Annotated in this window: 19 protein-coding genes and 2 pseudogenes; 11 read left to right on the forward strand and 10 right to left on the reverse strand. The window is 68.3% G+C overall.

The features are described 5' to 3' along the window. The 3 genes and pseudogenes from H9Y04_RS24535 to H9Y04_RS24545 form a co-directional block, all read left to right on the forward strand. A pseudogene (locus tag H9Y04_RS24535) lies at positions 1-308 on the forward strand (hypothetical protein); the annotation flags it as partial. 901 nt (positions 309-1,209) lie between these two features. Next, entirely contained in the window at positions 1,210-1,665 is a 456-nt protein-coding gene (locus H9Y04_RS24540; protein WP_187816187.1) for a hypothetical protein, read from the forward strand. Positions 1,666-1,916: 251 nt separating this feature from the next. Next, positions 1,917-3,202 (forward strand): IS3 family transposase gene (locus H9Y04_RS24545; protein WP_187816188.1). Its coding sequence is split into 2 segments (ribosomal slippage): positions 1,917-2,190 and positions 2,190-3,202, totalling 1,287 coding nucleotides; the frame shifts between segments, so codons are not numbered across the junction. Between the two features lie 239 nt (positions 3,203-3,441). Here the strand turns inward: H9Y04_RS24545 and H9Y04_RS24550 are convergent. The 3 genes from H9Y04_RS24550 to H9Y04_RS24560 are packed head-to-tail and all read right to left on the reverse strand — an operon-like array spanning position 3,442 to position 7,236. Then, entirely contained in the window at positions 3,442-4,212 is a 771-nt protein-coding gene (locus tag H9Y04_RS24550) for an AAA family ATPase (RefSeq protein WP_187816189.1), read from the reverse strand. Then, the gene (locus H9Y04_RS24555) at positions 4,209-5,957 is read right to left on the reverse strand and encodes a TnsB C-terminal domain-containing protein (RefSeq protein ID WP_187816190.1); all 1,749 of its coding nucleotides are present in this window, start codon (positions 5,955-5,957) and stop codon (positions 4,209-4,211) included. Before H9Y04_RS24555 ends, H9Y04_RS24550 begins: the two co-directional genes overlap by 4 nt. A 28-nt stretch (positions 5,958-5,985) precedes the next feature. Continuing rightward, complete coding sequence (locus H9Y04_RS24560) at positions 5,986-7,236, reverse strand: ATP-binding protein (RefSeq protein ID WP_187816191.1); 1,251 nt, start codon at positions 7,234-7,236, stop codon at positions 5,986-5,988. Positions 7,237-7,685: 449 nt separating this feature from the next. Between H9Y04_RS24560 and H9Y04_RS47790 the strand changes: the two genes are divergently transcribed. Then, entirely contained in the window at positions 7,686-7,796 is a 111-nt protein-coding gene (locus H9Y04_RS47790; RefSeq protein WP_306660172.1) for an ATP-binding protein, read from the forward strand. Between the two features lie 612 nt (positions 7,797-8,408). On the opposite strand, the gene H9Y04_RS24570 is transcribed toward H9Y04_RS47790, so the two are convergent. Next, positions 8,409-9,557: a serine/threonine-protein kinase gene (locus H9Y04_RS24570; RefSeq protein WP_438818141.1), complete on the reverse strand. Its 1,149-nt coding sequence runs from the start codon at positions 9,555-9,557 to the stop codon at positions 8,409-8,411. Positions 9,558-9,637: 80 nt separating this feature from the next. After that, positions 9,638-10,207 (reverse strand): DNA-binding protein, encoded by a 570-nt coding sequence (locus tag H9Y04_RS24575; protein WP_308801083.1) that lies wholly within the window; start codon positions 10,205-10,207, stop codon positions 9,638-9,640. 73 nt (positions 10,208-10,280) lie between these two features. On the opposite strand from H9Y04_RS24575, the gene H9Y04_RS24580 reads away from it, so the two are divergent. Continuing rightward, complete coding sequence (locus H9Y04_RS24580) at positions 10,281-10,583, forward strand: hypothetical protein (protein WP_187816193.1); 303 nt, start codon at positions 10,281-10,283, stop codon at positions 10,581-10,583. A 39-nt stretch (positions 10,584-10,622) separates the two neighbouring features. Next, positions 10,623-11,876: a DUF4132 domain-containing protein gene (locus tag H9Y04_RS24585; RefSeq protein WP_187816194.1), complete on the forward strand. Its 1,254-nt coding sequence runs from the start codon at positions 10,623-10,625 to the stop codon at positions 11,874-11,876. Between the two features lie 502 nt (positions 11,877-12,378). On the opposite strand, the gene H9Y04_RS24590 is transcribed toward H9Y04_RS24585, so the two are convergent. Continuing rightward, a complete protein-coding gene (locus H9Y04_RS24590) occupies positions 12,379-12,816 on the reverse strand; it encodes a hypothetical protein (RefSeq protein ID WP_187816195.1) in 438 nt (145 codons plus the stop codon). Positions 12,817-12,871: 55 nt separating this feature from the next. Further along, positions 12,872-13,360 carry a DUF8825 domain-containing protein gene (locus tag H9Y04_RS24595; protein WP_187816196.1) on the reverse strand — a complete coding sequence of 163 codons (489 nt, stop codon included), beginning with the start codon at positions 13,358-13,360 and terminating at the stop codon, positions 12,872-12,874. A 282-nt stretch (positions 13,361-13,642) separates the two neighbouring features. Between H9Y04_RS24595 and H9Y04_RS24600 the strand changes: the two genes are divergently transcribed. The 3 genes and pseudogenes from H9Y04_RS24600 to H9Y04_RS24610 form a co-directional block, all read left to right on the forward strand. Further along, positions 13,643-14,107, forward strand: coding sequence for an integrase (locus tag H9Y04_RS24600; RefSeq protein ID WP_214661580.1), 465 nt, complete (start codon positions 13,643-13,645; stop codon positions 14,105-14,107). Between the two features lie 89 nt (positions 14,108-14,196). Continuing rightward, a complete protein-coding gene (locus H9Y04_RS24605) occupies positions 14,197-15,633 on the forward strand; it encodes a membrane-associated oxidoreductase (RefSeq protein ID WP_236071352.1) in 1,437 nt (478 codons plus the stop codon). Between the two features lie 94 nt (positions 15,634-15,727). After that, positions 15,728-16,345, forward strand: a pseudogene (locus tag H9Y04_RS24610) (DinB/UmuC family translesion DNA polymerase); the annotation flags it as partial. 138 nt (positions 16,346-16,483) lie between these two features. Here the strand turns inward: H9Y04_RS24610 and H9Y04_RS24615 are convergent. Together H9Y04_RS24615 and H9Y04_RS24620 are read right to left on the reverse strand one after the other, a co-directional pair. After that, the gene (locus H9Y04_RS24615) at positions 16,484-16,975 is read right to left on the reverse strand and encodes a hypothetical protein (protein WP_187816199.1); all 492 of its coding nucleotides are present in this window, start codon (positions 16,973-16,975) and stop codon (positions 16,484-16,486) included. Beyond that, positions 16,932-17,240, reverse strand: coding sequence for a hypothetical protein (locus H9Y04_RS24620; protein ID WP_187816200.1), 309 nt, complete (start codon positions 17,238-17,240; stop codon positions 16,932-16,934). Before H9Y04_RS24620 ends, H9Y04_RS24615 begins: the two co-directional genes overlap by 44 nt. Positions 17,241-17,451: 211 nt before the next feature. Here H9Y04_RS24620 and H9Y04_RS24625 point away from each other — a divergent pair, with 211 nt between their 5' ends. Then, complete coding sequence (locus H9Y04_RS24625) at positions 17,452-18,714, forward strand: MFS transporter (protein WP_187816469.1); 1,263 nt, start codon at positions 17,452-17,454, stop codon at positions 18,712-18,714. Positions 18,715-19,223: 509 nt separating this feature from the next. Here the strand turns inward: H9Y04_RS24625 and H9Y04_RS24630 are convergent. Next, positions 19,224-20,483: a cytochrome P450 gene (locus H9Y04_RS24630; protein ID WP_187816201.1), complete on the reverse strand. Its 1,260-nt coding sequence runs from the start codon at positions 20,481-20,483 to the stop codon at positions 19,224-19,226. Between the two features lie 391 nt (positions 20,484-20,874). On the opposite strand from H9Y04_RS24630, the gene H9Y04_RS24635 reads away from it, so the two are divergent. Further along, a complete protein-coding gene (locus H9Y04_RS24635; RefSeq protein ID WP_187816202.1) occupies positions 20,875-23,223 on the forward strand; it encodes a chitinase C-terminal domain-containing protein in 2,349 nt (782 codons plus the stop codon). Positions 23,224-23,447: the final 224 nt, after the last annotated feature.

Below are 23,447 nucleotides of genomic sequence, written 5' to 3' on the forward strand. Positions count from 1 at the left end.
ACATTCCATGGCCCACCAAGCAGGAAACGCTGCCAGAACTCACCGACATGCGCTGTCACTTACCGCCGACAGAGCCAGAAGGCCTCGCCTATGCCGCAACCGTGCCCATCGACGAATACGGGCTGCGTGGACAACATGCCTGGCTCCTGGCCGGTGCCGGCCGCCTCAACGAGGCCCTCGACCTCCTGCGCCCGCACGTACGCGACTTCTTCGACCTGGCCTACCTACTGATCGAGCACGGACGCGCGGACGAAGCGATCGACTGCATGCCGCCGCTGGCCGAGCTCCGTGCCACACGCCCGTACTGACACCGCATGCGGCGCGGTGAATGGTCTCAACCCGCTGTTCGACCGCCTCGTCATGGCAACGCGGACGGCAGGCATAACGTGCTCGCCCTGCAGATCGCTGACGACTGAACTCGTACGTCACCCTGCAGGCCGCCGGCCAGCACTCCGGCTCCGCGCATTCTCGCGCCGGAGGGGCACTGGCAGGAGCCGGTCTTGATCGACAAGCCGGGCTTGAGGTCAGAGTGTCAGTGGTGCTTGCCACACTCCACAACCCCGCATCACCAGAGGGGAGTTGCTGTGCCCGCACCACTAAGACCCGAGGATGCCGCGCGCTATCAGATCACGGTGAAGCGACTGTGGCCGCTGGAGCGGTTCCCTGGCACCGGGAAGCCGTGGCTGTGCGAGTGCATGGTGTGCGGCTTGCGGGGAAGCCCTCGGTACGGCAAGGGCTGCCGCGGGTGCCAGTACGACAAACTCTCCCGCGATCGGCGCCTGGACCCACAGCTGGCCGCACAGAACATGCTGAACCGCGGCTACCTGACGACCGTCCACTACCCTGGCAGCCACCAGCAGTGGCCCGCAGTCCACTTAACCTGCGACTCCCCCGTCACGCCGACCTACGCGAACGTCATGCAGGGCCATGGGGGCTGTGAAACGTGTGCCAACCAGGCCCGAGCTGACACGCACATGCTGTCGGCAGCACAGGCAGTGGCGGAGCTGCACAGATACGGCTGGGTACCCTTGGTGGACTACCCGGGCGGGATTGAGCGGTGGAAGGCCCGGCATCTGAAGTGCGGTGAGGTGTCGTTCCCCCGCCTCCTCGATCTCCGTAAATGTGCCAAGGTGGCGAACGCCCGGGACGGATTGGGCTGCTCGGCATGCTCCGAAGCCGGCTTCAAACCCTTGCTGCCTGCTGTGGTTTATGTACTGCGGCAACCCGCTCTCCCCCACTCTGCATGCAATCAAGGTCGGCATCTGCAACGTGGGGAGTCAGCGGCTCGCCGTGCACAACCGCTACGGATGGCAGCTGCATCGGCAGTTGAGCTTCGAACACGGAAGGGACGCTCGGGATGTGGAGCAGATAGTCCTGAGCACGCTCAAGTCACAAGGGCTCAAGCCGTATCTGTCAGCGTGGGAGATGCCTCAGGCCGGTTGGCGCGAGACCTTTGACGGGACGGTAGTAACCGAGGACATGGCCTGGACCCTGGTCACCGAAACGGCCCGACGGCACCAACTGCAGACACGGCCGATCGTGGTGACAGGGCCGACACGTGCGGTCGGTGGAAACGCCCAGCCGCCCGTGCCCGCTGCGCGCAGCGTGGGCGCTTACGAGCGGCTCACCCTCTACGGCACCCTGGAGGCCCTCGGCGAAGACTGAGACTGCTCAGTCGTACGTCATCCCGGCAAAGGGATCGGCCTCGCCCGTCCACGGATCAATACCTGAATCGCGAAGGCGCTGCTCCTCGCGCACATGAAGGAATCTTGGGTTCGAATTCCCCCACAGAGTACTCACGCTTAGAGGACAACTCTCAAAGTCTGCACGGAATACCTTGAGCAAAAATTCGACCATACTGAACCGTCCTGGCTTTTCTGCCGCCTCGTTGTGAGGTAGCAGAGAGGATGGGCATCGTGCCCAAGAAGATTGATCCCGCGCTTCGGAGCCAGGCTGTGCGCCTGGTGACCCAGCACCGCTCGGAGTACTCGACCGAGCGAGCCGTCCATATCCAGGTCGCCGAATCGCTCGGTGTCTCCAGGGAGTCCGTGCGGCGCTGGGTGGCCCAGCACGAGATCGACAGCGGCCAGGCGGCGGGCGTGACCAGCGAGGAGCGCGAGGAACTCAAGCGACTGCGGGCGGAGAACAGGCGGCTGCGTGAGGTCAACGAGGTCTTGAAGTCCGCGACGATTTTCTTCGCGGGGGAACTCGACCCCCGAAACCGCTGATCGTGGCGTTCGTCGATCAGATGCGAGCGGTTGGTCATGCCGTCGAGTCGATCCTCATCGCCCTGAACCAGGCAGGGCTGAAGATCGCGGCACGAACCTTGCGAGCCTGGTGCGCCCCAGCCGGCCCAGGAAACGGGCCCGCGGTCCGGACGGTGAGTGACGCCCAAGTCGAGGATGCCGTCCGCCAGCTGGCCTTCACCATGAACGCGGCCGGCGATCGTGTGCTGGCTCCTGAAGGGCTCTATGGCCGGCGCAAGATGCTGGCTCTCATCCGTAAAACGGTGCTGCCCGAGGCCGGGTTCGGTGCCGTCGACCGTGCGATGCGCTCGCTTGGGCTCAACGGAGTGGTGCGCGGACGAAGACCCAGAACCACCATCCCCAACCCGGCCGACAAGCGGGCGGCGGACCTGCTGAACAGGGACTTCACCGCTCCGGCCCCGGACCACAAGTGGATCACCGACTTCACGTATGTGCGGACGTATCAGTCGTTCACCTATGTGGCGTTCATCGTGGACTGCTTCTCCCAGAAGATCGTGGGCTGGCACGCCTCTATCAAACGGGACGTGGAACTGGTCGACGTGCCGCTGCGGATGGCGCTGTGGCGCCGTGGCCACGAAGGAACCCCGGTCGGACGGGACCAGCTCATATGTCACTCGGACGCGGGCTCGCAATATACGAGTGTGCGCTTCACCGAACACCTTCACCTCGAGGGCATCCAGCCATCGATCGGCAGTGTCGGCGACGCATACGACAACGCGCTGATGGAGACCATCAATGGTCTCTACAAGGCCGAATGCATCCGCACCAGGGTCTTCCACGACGGCCCGTACCGGACGATCTCGGATGTCGAGTACGCCACCGCATCCTGGGTCGAGTGGTACAACAACCGCCGCCTGCACTCGAGTTTGGGCATCATCAGCCCCACCGAGTACGAGACAGCACATTACGCTGACACAGAACCCGTGGCCGACTGATCACCGGCCCACAAAGCACCGGCAGGAAAGTCGGGACGGTTCACACCTGCCGTCTGGTTGAGGCATCTGAACTGTCGCGGCAGGGCGGGGCGAGCGCGGAGGAGTGTGTTGGGTCATCGGTGCTGCGCCTGTTCGCGTTCGGACCTGCTGGCGGGCTGTGTCGAATGTGGTGAAAGCTCTGGACTTTCTGAAGTTCGGGGCCGGTCCTCTTCGCGGTGGGACGTGTTGCCCGTAGGTCATCATTGGCCTGAGCTGAGTCGGCTGAAGGTCCAGCGGAGAACTTCCTGATCGACGCTGGTGCGCCCGGTTCGCTTGAGGGCGGTGCGGGCGAGGGCGGTCAGGCGGGCCCAGTTGCGGAAGTTGCCGTGCGCGGCGTGCTTGTCGGCGTAGGCGATGTGGTCGGGGTCGGTGTTGGCCCAGATGGGGTGGTAGAGCGGGATCGTCTGCAGGACCTCGTCGGGGGTGAGGCGGGTGAAGTGCTGCCAGATGAAGATCCGGGAGGAGAGCATGGGCTCTTTGCGGAGTGTGTGGTGACAGCCTTCGCCGCCGACGAAGACAACGGCGATCTGGGTGTACGGGTCGTCCCAGAGGTAGCGGACGTACTCCAGCTGGTCGCTTTGGAGCCACTGGGCCTCGTCGAAGACGAGGGTGCGCGGGTGGGTCGCGAGCGCGTGTTTGAGGTGGTGGTCGAACTCGCTGGCGTAGCGCGGGGGCTGGCCCGGCAGCTCGAGTGCGTTGAACAGCTCATGGCGTACGGCGCGGGTGGTGGCGCGGGCGTGGAAGGTGATGCGGCGGATGTCTTCGTCGGGTTCGAGTGCGCGCAGGCAGCTGGTGACGGCCATGGTCTTGCCGAAGCCTGCACCGCCGTGGACGCACATCATCGCGCGTGCCTCGATCGTGTCGGCGAGGTTTTCCCGTGCGGTGAGTACCGCGCGGGTGCTGACGAGGCGGGCCTCGGGCAGGAGGACGTACTGGTCGCTGGAAGCGGGTGGCAGGTGGCCGCCGGTCATGGGGAGTCCTCGCTGTGGTCGGGCGGTTCGGTGGGGCGGGTTCGGGCCTTGAGGGCTTCAGGAATGGCCCAGTCGGCTGGTGGCGGGGCGGGTGGGATGAGGTCGGGCAGTGCGAGGGCGGCCAGGTCGGTGTGCTGGTGCTGGTCGAGTTCGCGGGCGGCCTCGGTGGCGGTCGTGGCGTCCAGGCGGCGCGGTTGGCCCGGTTCGGTGGCGGGGGCGAAGCGGGTGTGGCGTAGTTGCTCAGCGGCTTTCGCTTCGGCGCGCAGGCGTCGGGCGCGCTGGGCACGGGTGCGGCGTAGCTCTGTGCGTTGTTCTTCGGTGGCCTGGTCGGCGAGGTAGGCGGTGCCGAGGTGGCGGCCGTGGGGTGTGCAGATTTCGATCTCGTGGGTGTGGTGGGGCATGAAGCGCACGGTGACTTCGCGGCCGGCCTGTCCGGTCATCCAGTCGGCAAGGTAGTGCCGGTTCTTGAAGCGGACTCCGTGGCTGGTGATGGTGCGGGTACGGCCGTCGTCCTCGAGCGTGAACGACCACACGTCCTGGGCGGGGATGTCGTTGAGCGGTGTCGCATCGGATTGCCAGGCTTCGAGCGGGGTCGCGCCGTGCAGTTCCGCGGGGCGGTGTTCGGTGTTCCACCAGTGCGCCCAGGTCAGCAGTTCTTCGGTGAACGCCGCAAACGACATGGGCGGTGCCGTGTGGGGGCGGCGGTCGGGGCGTCGGCGCGGCTGTTTGGGTGTGTAGCCGGGTAGGGCGGCGAACAGCATGCGGGAGACGTTGAGGTTGAGGTTCTCGATGCTGCCCTTCAGGTGCGGGCTGTAGGGCGGCAGGATGGTGATGTCCGCGTCCAGGGCGGTCAGCGCGGTGGATACGGTGCGGGAGAGGAAATCGCGGCCGCGGTCGAATCGGACGTTTTCGGGCAGGCCTCCGAAGGGGCCGTAGGGGCCGGTGCGTAGGGTGGCGGAGCGCAGGGCGGCCAGGATCGAGGCGCGGGTCGGGGTGTTGGGAGTGACGGCGAGGCCGGTGATGGCTTTGGTCGCGCAGTCGATGAACCAGGTGACGTACGGGGGAACTAGCTCTCCGTCCGCCTCGACGCGCAGCGGGGCCTGGACGTGGTCGGCCTCCCAGACGTGGTTGCGCCAGGTGCGGGGGCGCTTGGCGAACACGTCGCTCGCGCGGGCGGCCTCGGGACCGTGGCGGTAGCCGGCCCGCTCCCCCGCTGTCAGGTCCCGGCGCACGGCGCGCAGGAACGTCGACAACGACGGCACCGGATCCAGTAGCGGGACAGCGGCTGGTGGTGCACCGCCCGGAACAGGCGTACGGCTCGACGGTGCCGCGGGTATCGCTCCTGTCACTTCCCCGTCCGCGGCATTGGCTTGTGCGGCTGTACCGGCGCGCGCCACAAGCTCCCGGTGGACCGCGGAGGCGTTGCCGTGCCAGTACGCCAGCAGCACCCTGACCTCGGGAGTGACTTCGAAACGGTCGCTGTGGCGTGCTCCGGGGCGTGCGGCGGTCTCGGGAGCGGTGGTCGCGTCTGCCAGCCATCGCCACACCGTGCGGTCGGAGACATTCAGGCACTGGGCTGTGGTGTGGACGTGGGCGCGGGTGAGGCGGCGTGCGGCGCGCAGCGCGAGCAGGCGGCGGACGGCCGGGGCCCGCAGCGCGGTCAAGGACGCCGTGTCGAGGGCGGGTTCAGCCTGGGGCGCTGGGGAGTCCTGAAGGATGCCGTCATCGAGGGTAGTGGCGATCATTGGCATACCTGCCCGTGGGAGTGGTCGGTCAGGGGGTGGGGCCGAGTCGGGAGCAGGCCCGGCTCAGCAGCGTGTGGTCCACGGTGGTGTCGGGGTGGCGGCTCAGGGCCGCGTAGGCGTGGCTGGTGATCTTTGCCCAAGCGCGGAAGTTGCCGCGGGCGCATGTCTTGTCCGCATGCAGCAGATCGGCGTCGGTCGCGGTGTGCCACAGCGGGTGGAACAAGCGCAGGACGCCGGGAACTTGGGCGGGCTCCAGGCGCGGGGTGTGCTGCCAGGTGAGCACCCGAGAGGCCAGAGCAGGGGCCCGCGCCAGGGTTCGCTCGGCGCCGGCGCCGCACAGCACCAGCGACATCTGAGTGGTGGGCGCGTCGATGAGCAGGCGCAGGTAATCGAGTTCGGGCCCGGCGATGCGCTGCACGTCGTCGATGACCAGCACGCCGGGGGTGGCCAGAGCGTCGATCAGGGCGCGATCAGCCGCATCCGTGCGGCTCGTGAGCGCTTTTGCGGGCAAAGAGAACGCGGTGAGCAGCGCGGCGCGTAGCTGCGGCAGGGCCGGCTTCACTGCCACGTGGGCGAAGTGGATCGGCACACGGCGCGGAAGCAGACGCAGAGCCCGGTGGACGGCGACCGTCTTACCGTGGCCGGTGTCCCCGTATACGCACAGCACACCTCTGGCGGCGGCCGTGTGCGCGAGCGCTTCGGCAACCTCCCCTACCTGCCGTGTCGACACCAGATGCGCGCCTGGGGCGTAGAGACGCACGCCGCGGGTGAGGGGCGAAGCCTCGCCGGTCGTGCCGGCGTCATCCACCGGGTCTGCTTGGTCGGTGGTCGCGGCTTGGGATCGGCCGGTTTCATCGCTCGTGCCTGGCAGGGCCAGCTCGGCCAGGGCGCGGTCGTAGCGGTCCGGGTCGACGTGTCCGTGCCGGGGGTGGGTGGTCTCCAAGACCCGGCCGGTACGGAGGTCCTCGCGTACCGCGCGGTGCAGTGTGGCCAGCGAAGGAAGTGGTCCATGAAGGGGTGCGGTGTCACCGGCCTGTTCCAGCTCTCGGTGCAGTTCGGCGACGTTCCCGCCCAGCTTCCCCAGGCGGGCCCAGAGCTCATCGGTGAACGCGAAACCACCGGGTCGCGACCTGGGTTCCATCCGGCCCGACTCACGGGCCACTGCCAGCCATCGCCACACCGTTCGGGTCGACACCCCGGCCGTCTCGGCGGCGATCCGGACATGCACCGACTCCAGCGTGCCCGTCTCGTCCAGGGCGAGGAGGCGGCGCACCACCACTTGCCGGGCCAGCCTCCGATCCTGCGATCTGGACGCCAGCGGTGCAGCAGCGCGCGGGGATCCCGTCCCCGTCCCCGAGACGGCTAGGGGAGATACCTCGGCGGTCATACTCTCCAGCGCACACCCCTGCCCTGGTCCAGAGCACAGGAACACGCATCCTCACGTCAGCCACGGCCCTGGTGTGCTAGGCCCAACACGCGGACCATGACAGCAACTTGGTCACCCCGTAGCAGCCAAGATCAGGCGCAAAGAGCCTGGCCAGAGAGGCATATCCCGGCTAGCGCTTGATGACGCCCATACCGCTGACACCACCCCACCCACTCACAGTCCCCTTGGTCGCCACACACCCCCAACTCGGGCCGCTACGAACGCGCCTCCGTGATCGTGACCAGCAACAAGCCCCAGATCGCTGGGGAGAGGTCTTCGGCGACGACACCGTCGCCGCCGCGATGATCGACCGCCTGGTCCACCACGCGGAGGTCATCTCGCTCAAGGGAGACAGCTACCGGATGCGCGGCCGCGACCTCGGACGGGTTCCAGCCGCCAACACCGGGGAATGACCAACATCAACTGACCAGCAGGAGGGTCACTTTTCAACCGCCGGCACTGGCTCACAATTCAAGCGTCGCCGACATCACGAGACGGGCTGGAGCCGCATCGCCGACAACGCAGCTCCAGCCGCCGCCCGGGCGTGACGGCAGCAGGGCTATTCCCGCAGCCCCGGCCACCCCGGAGGGCGCCTCGCGCGAGGACCGATAGAGGGGGAGCCTCGGTCCCTCGCGCGCCAGCCGCTGCCGCACCCGCGCAGTGGCGGCCGGACGCTTCTAGCTTCCCACCAGGGATACAGCCTGTCCGCAAATGCGGCCTATTCTCCATGCCATTTGCGGCAGCAGGTTCTCACTTCCACCAGATCGACGTCACCGCCGCAACGACCGTTCCAACGGCACACCCGTCATCACAGCCTGCATCGGACGAAGCCTGCGAAGTTCAGACACAGGCACTGAGCGGCCCTGCACCACGTGCGAAGTGCAGGGCCTTGGGCTTCGGTCCTGTCGTCGCCCCACCGCCGACCGTACGACCGCGAGGACGCGGCCGCATGTCCAGCTGGCCGGGCGGCTCCTGCGCGATCCGCGGTGCAGCGGACTATGGGTGCCGTCGGCGGGTCGGCGCGGTCAGGGTTGCAACCAGGCCCAGATCCCGACGGCGATCAGTAGGAAGCCGAGCCCGGTGAGCCAGCCGGTCCCGGCCGGTAGATGGCTGGCGCGGGTTGCTGGTGCAGCGTCGGCCGCGGGCCATGCTGGGGCCGCTGGGGTGGTCAGGTGCGCGGTTGTGGCCGTCGGCGAATAGATCGGCTTCGCAACGGACGGGGCCGCAGAGACCGCGGGTGCTGGCACGGCAGGGGCGGGTCTGCGCAGTTGTGCGGTCTCGGCAGTCGGCTGTGGGGCCGTGGTGATGTTCGGTGTGGGCTCGGTGGTGAGCGGGCCGTCGGGGCCGAAGCCGTCGGGCAGCGGCGCGAGTTGGTCGAACACCTCGATGGTGCTGTCGCTGTCCGGTTCAGGCAGGTGCGGGGCGATCGCGGCGAGGGCCGTGCGGGCCTGGGCCGCGGTGGCGAGGCGCTCGAGCGGGTCGGGATGGAGCAGGTGGGCGATGACCTGCCACCACGGTTCGGGAACATGCTCGGGGGCGGCAGGCGGGATACCGTCGTCGGTGTAGGCGCGGACGAGGGCGGGGGCGTCCGGGTGGGTGCCTTGGAGGAGGTAGAGGGCGACGACGCCGACGGCGAACAAATCGGAGCGCGGGTCGGGTTCGGCGCCCTCGTACTGTTCGGGGGCGACGTACCCAGGGGTGCCGATGACCTGATGCACCTGGGTCATGCGGACATCGCCGTCCTGATGGGCCAGGCCGAAGTCGCCGATGCGCAGGCACGGCTGTTTCGGTCCGGTCGCCTCGAGGAGCAGGTTCCCGGGTTTGATGTCGCGGTGGACGAACCGCAGGGCGTGGACGGCGTCGAGGCCGGCCAAAAGCTGGTCGACGAGAGTCAGGACGTAGCGGGGCGGCAGGGGTCCGTAGTCGCCGACGAGGCTCGCCAGGGTGCCGCCGCCGGCGAGGTCCATAGCGATGAGGACCTTGTCGTCGGCCGCGGCCCAGCCGGACGGTGCCAGAACGTGAGGATGCTCAATGCGGCGGGCGCCTTCGCGGACGAATCGGAGCAGGTTGTGGGCCTGGGACTGCTGCAGCATCTTGGCCGCCACGTAGCGCTGTTCGCGGATGTCCCAGGCGCGGTAGACGAGGCCGAAGGCGCCTTGCCCGAGCTCGTCCACGAGAACGTACCGTCCGGCAAACAGCGTGCCCGCGCCCATCGTCTCCCCCAGTCGTTCGCGGTCGTTGATCGGATCCCGTACTACGTGTTCTGGTGCCCGAGGTAGTGGGCGAGCGCCTCGTCGGTGCGGCCCGCACCGTAGACGGACAGGAACTGGGCCAGCTGCGGATGCGTCGCCTCGAGCGCGGCCGCAGCCGCGAGGAGGTCGCCGGCGTCAGCGACCTCGCGCAGCAGCCCCTGCACTTCGCGGACCACCCGCCTGGCAGTGGCCACATCACTGGCGCTGGGGGTGGAGTCCGCGGACATGGAAGGGCGCGCGGACAGCACGGCGCTGTCCTGCAGCAGCTTGATCTCGTCCATCTTCGCGGCGATGTCGGCGGGTCCGAGTGTGCCCCGGGCGGCCTGGGAGGCGAGTGCCTGCAGGGCGCTGAGGCGCTGCATCACCACCGGATTGCCGATCTTCGCGCGCTGGCCCGACATGAGCTGCGACAGCATCGGCGCCGACAGACCGAGCACGCCCGCCAGGCGAACCTGGTTCAGGCGGAGGTCATGAAGGAGGTCTTTAAAGATGTCGCCGAGCGGGCGCCCGTACCAGGCGCGCTGCAGCTCCTTCGCCTTCGCGCACGCCTCCTGCTGGACAGCGTCCGGCACTCCAAGCCTCCTTCGCGCTGGCGAACTGGCCTGCATCATACGGAAGTTCCGGCAGCCGGATCAGCCGTTGTAGTTGTATCCCCAGCGTGCCGTGCCGTCCCTGCCCACGTTCAGCTTCCCGCCGCTGGCCAGCGGTAAGCGCCTGACGGCGTCGTTCGCGACGGCCGCGGCCGAGACCTTCCCGGCCGGCCCGCGGCACACCTGGCTCGACTTCGAGGTACGCGACGACGACCTGAACCTCTTCGGGGACTTCGTCCAGGCCCACAGCCGGGAGGACCTGGATGACCTCGTGGATCACCTGGAACGGGCCGCGGCGCAGCTGAAGGCGTTGCGTGATCGCCTTCCTGCCGCGTCTCGCGAACGCGCGCAGTCCTGACCAGCCTCACTGTCAGAGGCCTCTGACACGATCACGGGCATGAGTGATCGGATAGCACCGCTGCTGGACCTGGAGACCTCATGGGTGGAGCGCATGCGCACCCATCTGCGCGGCCTGCCCCCGGAATTGACCGACCTCGTCCTGCATCTCGCCGACGCGGGGACGTTCTGGGACTGGCACTACAAGATGGATCAGGTCTGGAAGCGCCGCACCCGAGAGTTGCTGAAGGCCGACGGTGCCCGCGACCTGGTCGCCACCGGGATCCGGGAGCTCGCGCACGGCGGGTCGCTACATGACCGCACCGAGCCGGTCCTCACCCGGCAGATGCTCAGGGACTCCGGGAAGAAGACCCAGGCGCAGGCGCTGGCATTCGGCCTCGCGCTGGCGGCCGGCCAGGCGGGCGGGCGCGGTGCGAGCGAGGAGCAGCGCGCTGCGCTCATCGAGGACCTGGTGACCGTGGCGCGTAAGAACGGCGGGGTCCTGGACGGCTTCTACCGCACCGACACCGAACTGGTCGCCGCCGCGGTGACCTCGCTTGGCGAACTGTCGGCGATGGAGGAGCTGTTCACCCTGCAGCGCGAGGTGCAGCCAGGTGTGCTGTGCCAGCGGTACCTCGTCAAGGTGGTGAAGAAGACCGCGAAGCGCCTGCAGGTGCCCGACCATGAGCTGGAGGAGCGGACGGTGGCTACCGGCGGCCTTGACGACAACGGCACCCTGCATCTGGGCTGGATCGGACAGGGCGCGGTGTGGCTGAACGTGCCGTTTGAAGCCGTCATCCAGGTGCACGACGACTACACGGTCACCATGGAGTGGATCGACGTCGACCGTGATCGCGCCAGCACCGTCACTCGCAGCCCGTTCACCTCCCCACGCGGTTTCAAGGAGCGCTACCTGCCGCAGAACGTCGACGGTGCCCGCCGCCGGGCCACTATGGTGCATGACCTCGTCCAAGGCGAACGGCGCCGGCTGCTCGCGCTCTCCGTCCAAGACCGGGTATGGCCGTACGGGGAATGGGCGCGCTGCTACCGCGATCACCCGCTCACCGGCCGCATGACCCGCGCGTTGGCCTGGCAGTACGAGACCAGTGACGGGCTGTGGCACACCGGCCTGCCGGACAAGGACACCTTCCGCCTCCTGGACGGCTCCACGGTCGACGTGCCGACCGCCGCCCGGATCCGGCTGTGGAATGCAGAGCGCGCCGAGCCGCAGGAAGCAGCCCTGATCCGCGGGCGGCTCGACGAGCTCGGCCTGCCGCGTCAGCCGTACGGGCAGCTGCTGACCCAGGCGCCATGACAGCACGCATGGCAGCACGCAGTTCACCAACGGCCCCGCCTTGCGGGGCCGTTGGCATGCGGCAGCCGCAACGGCCGCCCGACGTCCGGGCTACGGAATCGGCGCCCCGGGCACTACATGGCCGAGTGGGCGGCCGATGTTCCCCAACGCGTCCAATTGCTGCGCGATGGTCTCGTCCGCGGCGAGGGCGGGACCGTCCCAGCCGTCCGGGACCGGGACGGCTTCGACGTGGACCTTCGTGCCGAAGGCGGCGGCCGCTTGGTAGAGGTCTGCAGAATCTCCACGGTCCGAAGGTCGAGCACTCCGCAGGCCACGCGCCACACCTTGGTGGTGTCGTCGAAACGGGCGACGGTCCGCAGGACCTCGACCTGGTCAAAGAAACGGGCGCCGGGCGCGGCGACGGCGGATATACGAAGGAGCCAGCGTGGCGGGTCGGAGGACTGGGGCATCCTCCCACCGTAGAACTCGGCACTGACAGCGCCGTGTTGCCCGACGGCCGGGGTCAGGCAGAACCGTGGCCGGCCGCACGTTGCACCGCCTCCAGCAGCCGCGGGATGCGCTGCGGGATCGGCACCAGGTACTGGTGTGCCAGCGCTCCTGGGGACACGCTGCGCAGCTGGCCGTCCGCGCCCCGGACGTCGATCACGAACTCCCAGCCGCGCGGAAAGGCCCCGTCCGGCCGTGCCCGCGGCGTTCCCGCGTAGGTGTCCAACAGGACGACCGTCAGATATGCGCCGACGTCAGTCAGCAGTCCGACCCAGTCTTCCGTCTCGAACTCGCGGATCGGCAACCGCAGAAGGTAGTCGTCCACGATCTCGGCGGCGCTGAGCGGATCCGCATCGAAGGCGACGGCCGCGTCGGCGCCCCCAAACTGCTCCACCAGGTCCCGCACCGAGGGCCGGCAACCGCGCATGAACTCATCGAGATCCACATCCACCATGCGGTGGAGTCTCTCGCCTCGGGCCGCGGCGTCGTTCAGTGGGGGGCGGTGCTGCTCAGGCGGCAGGAGCCGGGGACGCGGCGGCCGTCTTCAGACCGGAGCGGGCCTTGACCACGTCGGCGCCGCTGAACCCTCCCCAGTAGCTGTGCGTGAGGATCTTCTCCACGACCTTGCGGCGCTGCTCGCGCAGCTCCTCGATCCGGGCGGTCATGCCCTCGTCGTACGCCGCGACCCTGTCCTCGGGGACGGTGCGCTGCAGTGGGGTCCCGTCCGTCAGCTCGATCTTGTTGAGCGGGAAGTTGTCGATCTCTGCGTCGAGACGGACGCGGTCACGCTGGTAGTCGAGCAGGTCGCGGGGGGTAGTCGAGGGCGTCGTCGGGCATGGTGCCCATCGTACGTACGGTCGGGTCATGGTCCGCGCGCGTCGCCGGGAACGTCGACGACGGGAGTCGGCGCGTGGCAGGGCGACACACAGGTGCAGCAGATACTCCCCGCGCCTGGTCATGATCAGAGCTGCGGTCCACACCGAGGCAATGTCAGACACGGCTGTGATGATGCCCATCTGCTGTCGAGGACCCCGCCGCCGTCGGCTTTTTGGCCACCAACCGTCCACCCCGCTCCCCCACCACGCGGGCGTGCGTGTAGCGGGCATCGTCGATCGCCCGTGCGACGGCGGAGTACGCGACCCGACCGAATCGCGTGCATTCGAAAGCGGGTGCGGGTCGTTGGGCCCGGCACACCATTCGCACGAGGGAGATGACGTTGCCCGAGCCGCCCAGCCGCAGCCGCATGCAGGTACTTGGCGTTCACCTGTATCAACACCACCATGGGCTACAAAGCGACCTTCCCCACCGAAGCCGTCGAGGCCCACCGAGCCTTCATCGCCCGCCGCCGCGCCCTGCGTCCCTCCGAGGAATACCGGACCCCCACAACCGAGGAATGGGACTCATTCCTTGGCCACTTCGAACGCCGCAAACTCTCCGTCGGCATCTGCGCCCGGGCGTTCGGCACGCCCTGCATTCACGAACATGCCTGTATCAGGTGCTCGATGCTCCGGCCAGACCCCGCCCAGCGCACCCGGCTGACCGAGATCCGCAACAACCTCATGGCTCGCATCACGGAAGCGGAGCGAGAGGGGTGGCTCGGTGAGATCGAAGGGCTTGAGGTCAGCCTCGCCGGAGCCAACGAAAAGCTCGCGCAACTGGACGACCACCTCGAACGCCCCAGCCGGATCGTCGACCTCGGGATGCCGGCCATCACCGGCAAACCGCCCGAGGCAGGGAGGCATTGAACTCCGATCGCAATTCAAAGACGTTCCGCCGGCCGCCGGACCCGGGACATCTCACCGGGGGTAATGTCCCGCAGGTGGAGATCTTGGACTTGACGTCTCTGGAACAGCGCCTCTGCCAGGCGTTCCCTCGCGGTGCATCGATCGACCTACGCCAGTCCCCGGACGAGGACCCTGAACACCCTGGCACCTGGGCATCCGAGCGAACGGTCCGCGCAGAGGTCATCCGCGCCCTCCTCCTCGGCGACGCGTCCGGACCCGGCGAGGTGCCCGGCCTCCATCTCATCGGCGCCCGGATCTACGGCCTCCTGAACCTCCAGTACGCGGAGATACCGCACCCCGTCCGCCTCATCGCCTGCCACTTCGAGCAGCCCCCGGACTTCCGCGGAGCGCAGACCCGCCAGCTCGACCTCAGCGCGTCCCACCTCCCCGCCCTCATGGCCACCGCGATACGCGTCGATGACGTCCTCCGGCTCACCGACTGCCGGATCTCCGGGAGCGTGGAGCTGGGCAGCGCCCAGGTGGTCGGCGGAATCTTCCTCGACCGCACCCGCCTCGGCGTCGACGGCGGGTGTGTCCTCCAGCTCAGCCAGGCTTCCGTCGGAAACGACATCTGGGCACCCGAAATGGTCGCCCACGGCGAGATCAGCCTCGGAGCCGCCCGCATAGAGGGGGTTCTTGACCTCGAGGACGCCCACATCAAGAACGCGAACGGCGACGCCCTCAATGCCGCCCACCTCACGGTCGGGACCAGACTCAACGCGGGCGGCCTGAAGGCCGAAGGGCGCGTCAGACTCACCGCTGCCAAGGTGACCGGCTGGCTCACCTTCATCGAGGCCGAGCTCCGCAACCCAGGCGGTGTCGCACTGGGTGTCAGCAGCTGTGAGGCGGCAGGGTTCTCGCTCTGGGATGCGGCCCCGGTCTCCGGCGACGTCAAAATGCACTATGCCAACTTCAAGGTCATCCACGCCAAGCCCCAGGTGTGGCCCGACACAGTACGTCTGGACGGCCTGACGTACGAAACCCTGGCCCCCCGCCTGCCAGCCTCACAACGACTCGCCCTCCTCGAGCGGGACGAGGACGGCTTCGTGCCGCACGCATACGAGCAACTCGCGGCCTCCTACCGCCGCGTCGGTGACGACGCCGAAGCCCGTGCGGTCCAACTCGCCAAACAGCGCCGCCACCGAACCACACTGCCCTGGTACGGCAAGCTGTGGGGACACCTGCAGGACGCGACCGTCGGCTACGGCTTCCGCCCCACCCGTGCCATGGCCTGGCTCCTGGCCCTCCTGCTCCTCGGTTCAGTCACCTACGGACTGAACCACCCGGCCGAGCGCGGCAAAGGCCCGGACTTCAACCCCGTCATCTACGCCCTCGACCTTCTCCTGCCCATCATCGACTTCGGCCAGGAGAAGGCATACGCCCCCACAGGCCCCTACCAATGGCTGTCCTATCTCCTCATCGCCGCAGGCTGGATCCTCGCCACGACTATTGCTGCAGGAGTTACCCGCAACCTCAACCGCGCCTAGGTTTGGCCCGGCGCATCAGGAGCAGAGCCAGAGACGTACGGCATCGAGGGGCACGGTGCCGTGAAACATGCCGATGTGCTCTTGGTTCAGAGAACCGGCGACGGCCAAGACGCTCGCCGGGTTCGGGATCCACCGCATCGGTGACCTCGCCGCGATTCCGCCCGGCACCCTTGCCCGAATCCTCGGCGCCAAGACCAGCCGCCTGCTGTTCGAGCGCGCCCACGGCCACGACCCCCGCCCCGTCACCCCCGAAGCCGCACCCAAGTCGACGTCCGCGTCGTACGACTTCGAGCGCGACGAACTCGACCCCACGGCGCACCGGCGAGCGCTGCTCGAACTCACCGAACGCCTCGGGCTGAAGCTGCGCACGAGCCGCCAGGTCGCCAGCGGGCTCGCGCTGACCGTGACCTACGCGGACGGCAGTACCACCCAGCGCTCTCGCACCCTGCCCGAACCCACGGCGCACACCGCGGCGTTCACCACGGCCGCGTACGACTTGTACGCCCGCCTCGGCCTGCAGCGCGCCCGCGTCCGCACCTTCGCCCTGCGCGCCGAACAGCTCACCGACGCCGAGCACGCCGTCCAGCAACTCGCCTTCGACCCGGGAGACGAGAAACGCCGCCGGATCGAGCAGGCCGCGGACCGGGCCCGCGCACGATTCGGCGAGCTCGCCGTCCGTCCTGGAGCCCTCGCCGAACCCACTGAGCCGTAGCAAGGAGGAGCCTTTGGCGACCATTTGAGGACAGAGCCTTGCTGCTCTCAAACGGCGGCCCACGCGGCGGATGCCGCGTGGGTAGAGCCGCGAAGGGAAGCCCGGCGTCAGCGCATGACCGAGGCCGAATCGGTTGTCTCACCAGAGGGGCAGGGAAGACCGAAGCACGTACGGCCCTTGTTCGGGGCGGATGGCAGCGGCTTCCTCTGATGACATCTTCGAAGGGGCCGGCAGCCTCGTGCTGAGGGCCCATCTGTGAGCCCTGGGCGTACTTCGTCGAAGCCGCAGATAGATCGACAGCTGAAATGTAGTGAGCTGCTTGGCGCCCAGCCACTGGTAGCGCGGGGCCAGGCCGGAGCTGAGGCGGTTTCCATACTCATCCGCAGCGAAGACGGACGGCGCCTGCGCGGGGTCGAGGGGCAGGGTGACGGTGATGTCGTCGTGCAGGTTGGCGAGCTGCAGGACGACGTTGCCGGTCGTGCTGGTGATGGCGGACAGGTCGCTACCGATCCCGGAGACGTTGCGGGTGATGCTCCCGCTGGCGTCCTCAGTGATGAAGGCAGGGTTGTCACCGTAACAACGGTGATCATCGTCGTCCTGTGCCCCGAAGGAGGCGCAGTCGGATCGCATCGGCGCGCCGTTCGGCGGCGCAGACGTCCTTGGCGACCATCTCGGCCAGCCAGGCGACGAATTGAGCGAAGTGCCTGGCTAGGACGTCTGCGGCATGACGGTGCGCGTCGGTCGCGTCCTGAAGGTTCCGAGTCACGTCGCCGACCACGACGTCCAGGTCGTGAGGGCACTCGATCGGACGCTCGGCATCGGTGCGTGCCGCGGGTGCGGCGCTCACTCCTCGGCCGAGGTCAAGACGGCAGCGCAGGCCTGCTCCGAGGCACACACGAGGTCCTGCAGGTAGACCATCAACTCGGCGGTGCGGGTGGGCGAGCCGAAGGCATGCAACGCGTCCTCGACAGCACGTCACCGACAGGGCATGCACGGAACCGTGACACACGGCCGGTCCCGCCGGCCCGTAACTCCGTTGTACCGGCCGGCGTTGTGGGAGATCATGCGCGGTTGTGACCTCCCGAGCAGATGAACCCGTTGACGAAGTGGCCCCGCCCGCCTCCGCCGTAGCCGCTCCCGTTTCCACGCCAGCGCATCGGGATGGCAACGTCCTGCGCTGGCTCGTCGCCTACACATTCTCCGTGGTCGGCGACGCCGCCTACTTCGTGGCGCTCGGCTGGGCCGCGCAGAAGGTGGCCGGTCCGGCGCAAGTCGGCCTGGTGATGGCGGTCGGTGCGATACCCCGGGCGATCCTCATGCTCGGCGGTGGTGTGATCGCCGACCGGTTCGGCCCGCGCCTGGTGGTCATCTCCTCCGACGCCGTCCGCGCCGTGGTGATCCTTACGGCTGCCGCGGCGCTCGCGTTCAGCACGCCCGGTCTCTGGCTGCTCGTCACGCTCGCCCTGGTCTTCGGCGTCGTGGACGCCCTGTTCATGCCGGCGGTCGGGGCCATGCCGCCGCGACTGACCGGTCGCGATCAGTTGATGCGGGTGCAGAGCCTGCGCAATCTGATCCAGCGGTCCGGCCACATCGCCGGCCCACCGCTGGCCGGGTTCTCCATGGGGCTCGGCGGTCCCGCCGCCGCGTTCGCCGTCACCGGGGCTCTGTTCACCCTTTCGTTGTTCCTGCTGGTCGCCGTCCGGCTCGCGCCGCTGCCGCCCGAGGAACGGCCCGCCGTGGACTCCACCGTCCGCCGCGACCTGGTCGACGGCATCGTCTACCTGCGCCACGAGCCCGTCGTCGGCCCACTTGTCCTGTCCGGACTGCTCTCCATGATCGGCTGCATCCCGCCGATCGCGGTCGGCGTCATCCTGCTCGCCGACGAACGCGGCTGGGGCCCCTCCGGCGGCGCCTGGGTCAACGCCGCCCTCAGCGCAGGCGTCTGCACCACGTCACTCCTGCTCGTGGTCCGCGGCCGCTTCCCGCGCGCCGGACACTGGCACAACATCACCCTGCTGCTCGCCTCCGCCGGCATCGGCCTGATCGGCATCATGCCCAACCTCGCCCTCGCCGCCGCCGTCGCGCTTGCCTCCGGCCTCCTGTCCGGCCTCTGCGGCGGCCTGGCCCTGGCCCTGATGCAGGCGAACACCGCACTCGCTTTCCAGGGCAGGGTCGCCTCCGTCCAAGCCCTCAACGCGGTCGGCATCACCCCGGTGATGTTCCCGCTCTTCGGCCTCCTCGTGGAAGGGTGGGGCGCCGGCCCCACGTTTCTCCTCTTCGGCTGCATCAGCATGCTCGGCGCCACGGTCTCCACCGCCTCCCGCGCCGTCCGCCACGCCCATCTCGACTTCACAAAAACCGCGAACTGACACCCGGGCCCCGGCCGCAACGTCCAGGTTTCCCGAGGAGCGAGCTTCGAGGTACACCTCGCCCACCGGAACGGCAGCGTGCACGGGCAAACCGATCCAGACGCCACGGCCTCGGCTCTCATCGTCCTGCGCATCACGGCAGCACCGGCCAGCCATCGAGCGCGCGTTCAAGCGCACCGGTTGGCGCAGCAGCCGCATCGCGCAGCGGAGCACCTCACGGAGCACGTGGGTCGTCGGCGCCGGCGCAACAGGAAAGCGCCCCATCCCTGATCGACCTACGCGCCAGTTGCTGTGCGGCGTCGCACTGTCCGTCGGTGCGGGCCAGGCCGCGAGCCGAATTGCGGCCCGCTGTCGCGGTCGGGTCACATCAGGCGGCTGTGGGACATGTACGGCAGCGCCTCCAGCACCGGACCAGTGGCACTCTCGGCAACCGCCGTGCGGCCCGTACGCAGTGCAGTGGCGCTTGCCTGGCTACCACGTCCGGCGCGACCGGCCATAGGCCGGAGCGGTCACCAGGTGACCGGCAAGGCGTCGAGGCCGCAGACGCGGCTGCCCGCCGCCCAGGACAACTCCTCCTCAGCCACGGCCAGCCGGAGATTCGGCAGCCGTGTCACGAGGACCTCCAGGGCGACCTGGAGTTCCACTCGGGCCAGGTTGGCACCCAGGCAGTAGTGCGGGCCGATCCCGAAGGACAGATGACGGTTGTCGGTGCGCGCGATGTCGAATGCCTCCGGCTCGGTGAACCGGTCGGGGTCCTGGTTCGCGGCAACAAACGGAGCGAGCACGCCCTGCCCTGTCCGCACCTGGCCCCCTGACGGCAGCCGTACGTCGCGCTTGGCGACCCGCAGCAGGGCCCCGTGGCCCGGGATCTCGGCACGCAGCACCTCTTCCACCGCGCCCGCCAGCAGTTCGGGGTGCTCGCGCAGAGCCGCCAACTGCTGCGGATGGCGCAAGAGGGCGAGAACACCGCGGGTGAAGGCGTTGGCGGTGGTCTCATGCCCCGCGATGATCAGTCCGCGCACCATGTTGGTCAGCTCGGCGGCGCCCAACTGGTCGGCGTCCTCGTCGCGGGCGTTGAGCAGTTCATCGATGAGGTCGGGGCGTGGGGAGGGGCGGGCGGCTGCCGCACGGCGGTGGTCGGCGACCAGTTCGTCGACGTACGTCGCAAACGCGATCCCCGCCTCGAGGCGCTCCTGGGCCGCACTGCCGCCCGTGAGCGAGAGCAGCGTCTCCGGCCAGCCGCGAAACAGGGTGCTGTCCTTCGGGGGCACTCCCAGCAGCCGGCAGATCACTTCCATCGGCAGCGGGAAGGCGAACGCGGTCCGCAGATCGGCGGGCGGACCCGCGGCGATCACCTCGTCGAGCAACTCCTCGGCGATGGCACGGATCTGCGGCCGCCACTTCTCGGCCGCGCGCGGGGTGAATGCGCCCTGCACGATGCGTCGCAGCCGGGCGTGTTCGGGTGGGTCCATGTTGATCAGCGAGTTGGGGTCTTCGCCGAAATCCGCGGTGGCGAGCATGCGAGGGGCTCCCGGGTAGCGCAAGTTGCGTGAGAAGTCCGGGTTGGTGTGCACCTCGCGGATGTCGTCGTAGCGGGTGACGAGCAGCACCTCGTCCCCGCTGGGCAACGCGATCGTGCTGACCGGAGCGTCCTTGCGGCGCCGGCGGTATGCGGCCGGGCAACTGCCGAAAGGCCCTGGCTCGAACGGGTACGCGCCGCCATCGTCCCCTGCAGCATCGGACACTGTGGAGCTGGAATCGACCGCCATCGCGCTGCGCCCCTCTCGCCGATTGGTGGACCGAGAATGTCAGCTGATGACCCGTCATGTCACCTGTGCGCCGGGCCCGTTGCGTATCCACGCGCGCATTACGCCGCACAGCAGGAAACAGCGTTGACGATGTGCACTTCCGCGCAGGAGGCGGTTGAGGCGCATCCGGCTTCCGGCCACGTCCTGCCGTCGGCTGCGCGATCCGCGGGCGCCTTCCGCTGACGGTTGGCGATCACCGCACGACCGTATTGGTCCATACCTATTGACGTGGTGGTCTAGTCCTTTTAAGGTCTGCGTCACCTCCCAGGAGAGGTCCCGTCCGGTGTGCGCACACCAGGGGCCCCACCCCGTCCCCGTTGTGCAACACCAAGCCTCCCCCGGAGGAACCGACGTGCACTCCCCCACCCGCGTCAGAGCCCTGCTGCTCGGCGCCGGAACGGCCATCGCCGGACTGCTCCTGACCACCCTGTCGACCACGTCCTCGCACGCCGTGGACGAGGACTGTCGGCCGGACGGCCTTTACCAGACCCCCGGCGTCGACGTCCCTTACTGTTCCGTCTACGACACCGCGGGCCGCGAGAAGATGGGCGCCGACCATCAGCGACGCGTCATCGGCTACTTCACCGGATGGCGCACGGGCAAGAACGGTGAGCCCGCCTATCTCGCCTCCGACCTTCCGTGGGACAAGATCACACATATCAACTATGCGTTCGCGCACATCGGTTCGGACCATAAGCTTTCGGTCGGGACGGACGGCGCGAACAATCCCGCGACGGGCATGACCTGGCCCGGCGTCGCGGGCGCGGAGATGGATCCCGGCTATGCCTACAAGGGTCATTTCAATCTGCTGAACAAATTCAAGAAGCAGCACCCCGACGTCAAGACCCTTGTCTCGGTGGGCGGTTGGGCCGAGACCGGCGGCTACTTCGGTGACGACGGCAAGCGGGTGAGCTCCGGCGGCTTCTACGCGATGGCCACCAACGCCGACGGTTCGGTCAATCAGGCCGGCATCGACACCTTCGCGGACTCGGCGGTCGCGTTCGTCAAGAAGTACGGCTTCAACGGAGTGGACATCGACTACGAGTACCCCACCACGATGAAGGACGCGGGCCATCCCCTCGACTGGCCGTTCGCCAACGCCCGGCGCGCAGGTCTCGTCAAGGGCTACGCCGCGCTGATGAAGACGCTGCGCGAGAAGCTGGACCGGGCCGGAGCCCAGGACGGCAGGCATTACCTGCTGACCGTTGCCGCGCCGTCCTCCGGCTATCTGCTGCGCGGCATGGAGACGTTCCAGGTCCAGAAGTACCTGGACTACGTCAACATCATGTCGTACGACCTGCACGGCGCCTGGAACGAGTACGTCGGCCCCAACGCCTCGCTGTTCGACGACGGCAAGGATGCGGAACTCGCGGCGGCCGGGGTGTACTCCACCTCGCAGTACGGGGGCATCGGCTATCTCAACACCGACTGGGCCTACCACTACTTCCGCGGATCGATGCCCGCGGGCCGTATCAACATCGGACTCCCCTACTACACCCGCGGATTCAAGAACGTGACCGGCGGGACGGACGGCCTGTGGGGCAAGGCGCCCAGCACCACCTGTCCGGCCGGATCCGGCCTCACCAAGTGCGGCGACGGAGCGGTCGGCATCGACAACCTGTGGCACGACAAGGACGACAACGGCAAGGAATCACCTGCCGGTTCGAACCCGATGTGGCACGCGAAGAACCTGGAGAAGGGCGTCGTCGGCGACTACGTCACCCAGTACGGATTCCCCTCGGACACCACACTCACCGGCACCTACGCGCGCAAGTACGACTCCACCCTGGTCGCACCGTGGCTGTGGAACGCCGAGAAGAAGGTCTTCCTGTCCACCGAGGACGAGCAGTCCGTCGCCGCCAAGGCCGACCACGTCGTGGACCAGGGCATCGGCGGCACGATGATCTGGGAACTGGCCGGCGACTACGCCTACAACTCCGCCAAAGGCCAGTACGAAATGGGCGACACGCTGACGACGACGATGTACGACAAGTTCAAGTCGGCCTCGCCGTACGGCGCCAAGCGCTCCACCATCGACCTGCCGACCGAGGCACTCGACATCGACGTGTCCTTCGGGCAGTTCCCGCTCGGCGACTCCAACTACCCGATCAGCCCCAAGCTGAAGATCACCAACAACACGACCACCACGCTGCCGGGCGGCACGGAGTTCCAGTTCGACTACGGCACCTCGGCGCCGAACAACGCCAAGGACCAGTCGGGCTTCGGCACGACGATCATCCGCAGCGATCACACGGGCAACAACGTCGGCGGCCTCAAGGGCATCTACCACCGGGCCTCGCTCAAGCTGCCCGGATGGCAGTCACTCGCGCCGGGCGCCTCGGTGGAGCTGGACTTCGTCTACTACCTGCCCGTCTCCACTCCCTCCAACTGGACGGTAACTCTCAGCGGCAGGCAGTACGCGCTCACCGGCGATCTGGCCCGCGGCACCACCATCGGGCAGCCGGGCACGGGGTCTCCCTCGCCCAGCCCATCGGATACCAACGCCGGCTCGCCGTCACCCAGCCCCTCACAGCCCGGCGGCACCTGTGCACCGGCGGCCTGGACGGCGACAACCGAGTACGTCGGAACGACGGTCGTCTCGCACAAGAACCACACCTGGAAAGCGAAGTGGTGGACCAAGGGCGAGGAGCCCGGCACCACCGGTGAATGGGGGGTATGGCAGGACCTGGGAGCCTGCTGACAACCCGCGCACGCCACCCGGCGGCGGGCCTGAAGGCTACTTGCCCGCCGCCGGAACCCGGCCGCCGCGACTTCGGCAACCCGATCGAGCGCTGCGCCCCAGCAGAACGGCCAGTCGAGGCAGGCCGGGCACAGGTCACGGTGCGGCGCGGGGCCTGGCCTGCGGCAGCCGGCGCACTCGGCAAGGACTCGTCGGGTGAGGGCTCCGCCACGGTCCGATCGGCC

Origin of the sequence: Streptomyces polyasparticus, assembly GCF_014493765.1 — a bacterium.
GTDB lineage: Bacteria > Actinomycetota > Actinomycetes > Streptomycetales > Streptomycetaceae > Streptomyces > Streptomyces polyasparticus.

What these genes read in the sequence shown, in the direction of transcription:
- H9Y04_RS24555 (WP_187816190.1), bottom strand. Translation starts at nt 5,957, where the DNA reads ATGATCGCCACTACCCTCGATGACGGCATCCTTCAGGACTCCCCAGCG.
- H9Y04_RS24630 (WP_187816201.1), bottom strand. Translation starts at nt 20,483, where the DNA reads ATGGCGGTCGATTCCAGCTCCACAGTGTCCGATGCTGCAGGGGACGAT.
- H9Y04_RS24600 (WP_214661580.1), top strand. Translation starts at nt 13,643, where the DNA reads ATGGGCTACAAAGCGACCTTCCCCACCGAAGCCGTCGAGGCCCACCGA.
- H9Y04_RS24590 (WP_187816195.1), bottom strand. Translation starts at nt 12,816, where the DNA reads ATGGTGGATGTGGATCTCGATGAGTTCATGCGCGGTTGCCGGCCCTCG.
- H9Y04_RS24540 (WP_187816187.1), top strand. Translation starts at nt 1,210, where the DNA reads ATGTACTGCGGCAACCCGCTCTCCCCCACTCTGCATGCAATCAAGGTC.
- H9Y04_RS47790 (WP_306660172.1), top strand. Translation starts at nt 7,686, where the DNA reads ATGATCGACCGCCTGGTCCACCACGCGGAGGTCATCTCGCTCAAGGGA.
- H9Y04_RS24585 (WP_187816194.1), top strand. Translation starts at nt 10,623, where the DNA reads ATGAGTGATCGGATAGCACCGCTGCTGGACCTGGAGACCTCATGGGTG.
- H9Y04_RS24615 (WP_187816199.1), bottom strand. Translation starts at nt 16,975, where the DNA reads ATGCGATCCGACTGCGCCTCCTTCGGGGCACAGGACGACGATGATCAC.
- H9Y04_RS24550 (WP_187816189.1), bottom strand. Translation starts at nt 4,212, where the DNA reads ATGACCGGCGGCCACCTGCCACCCGCTTCCAGCGACCAGTACGTCCTC.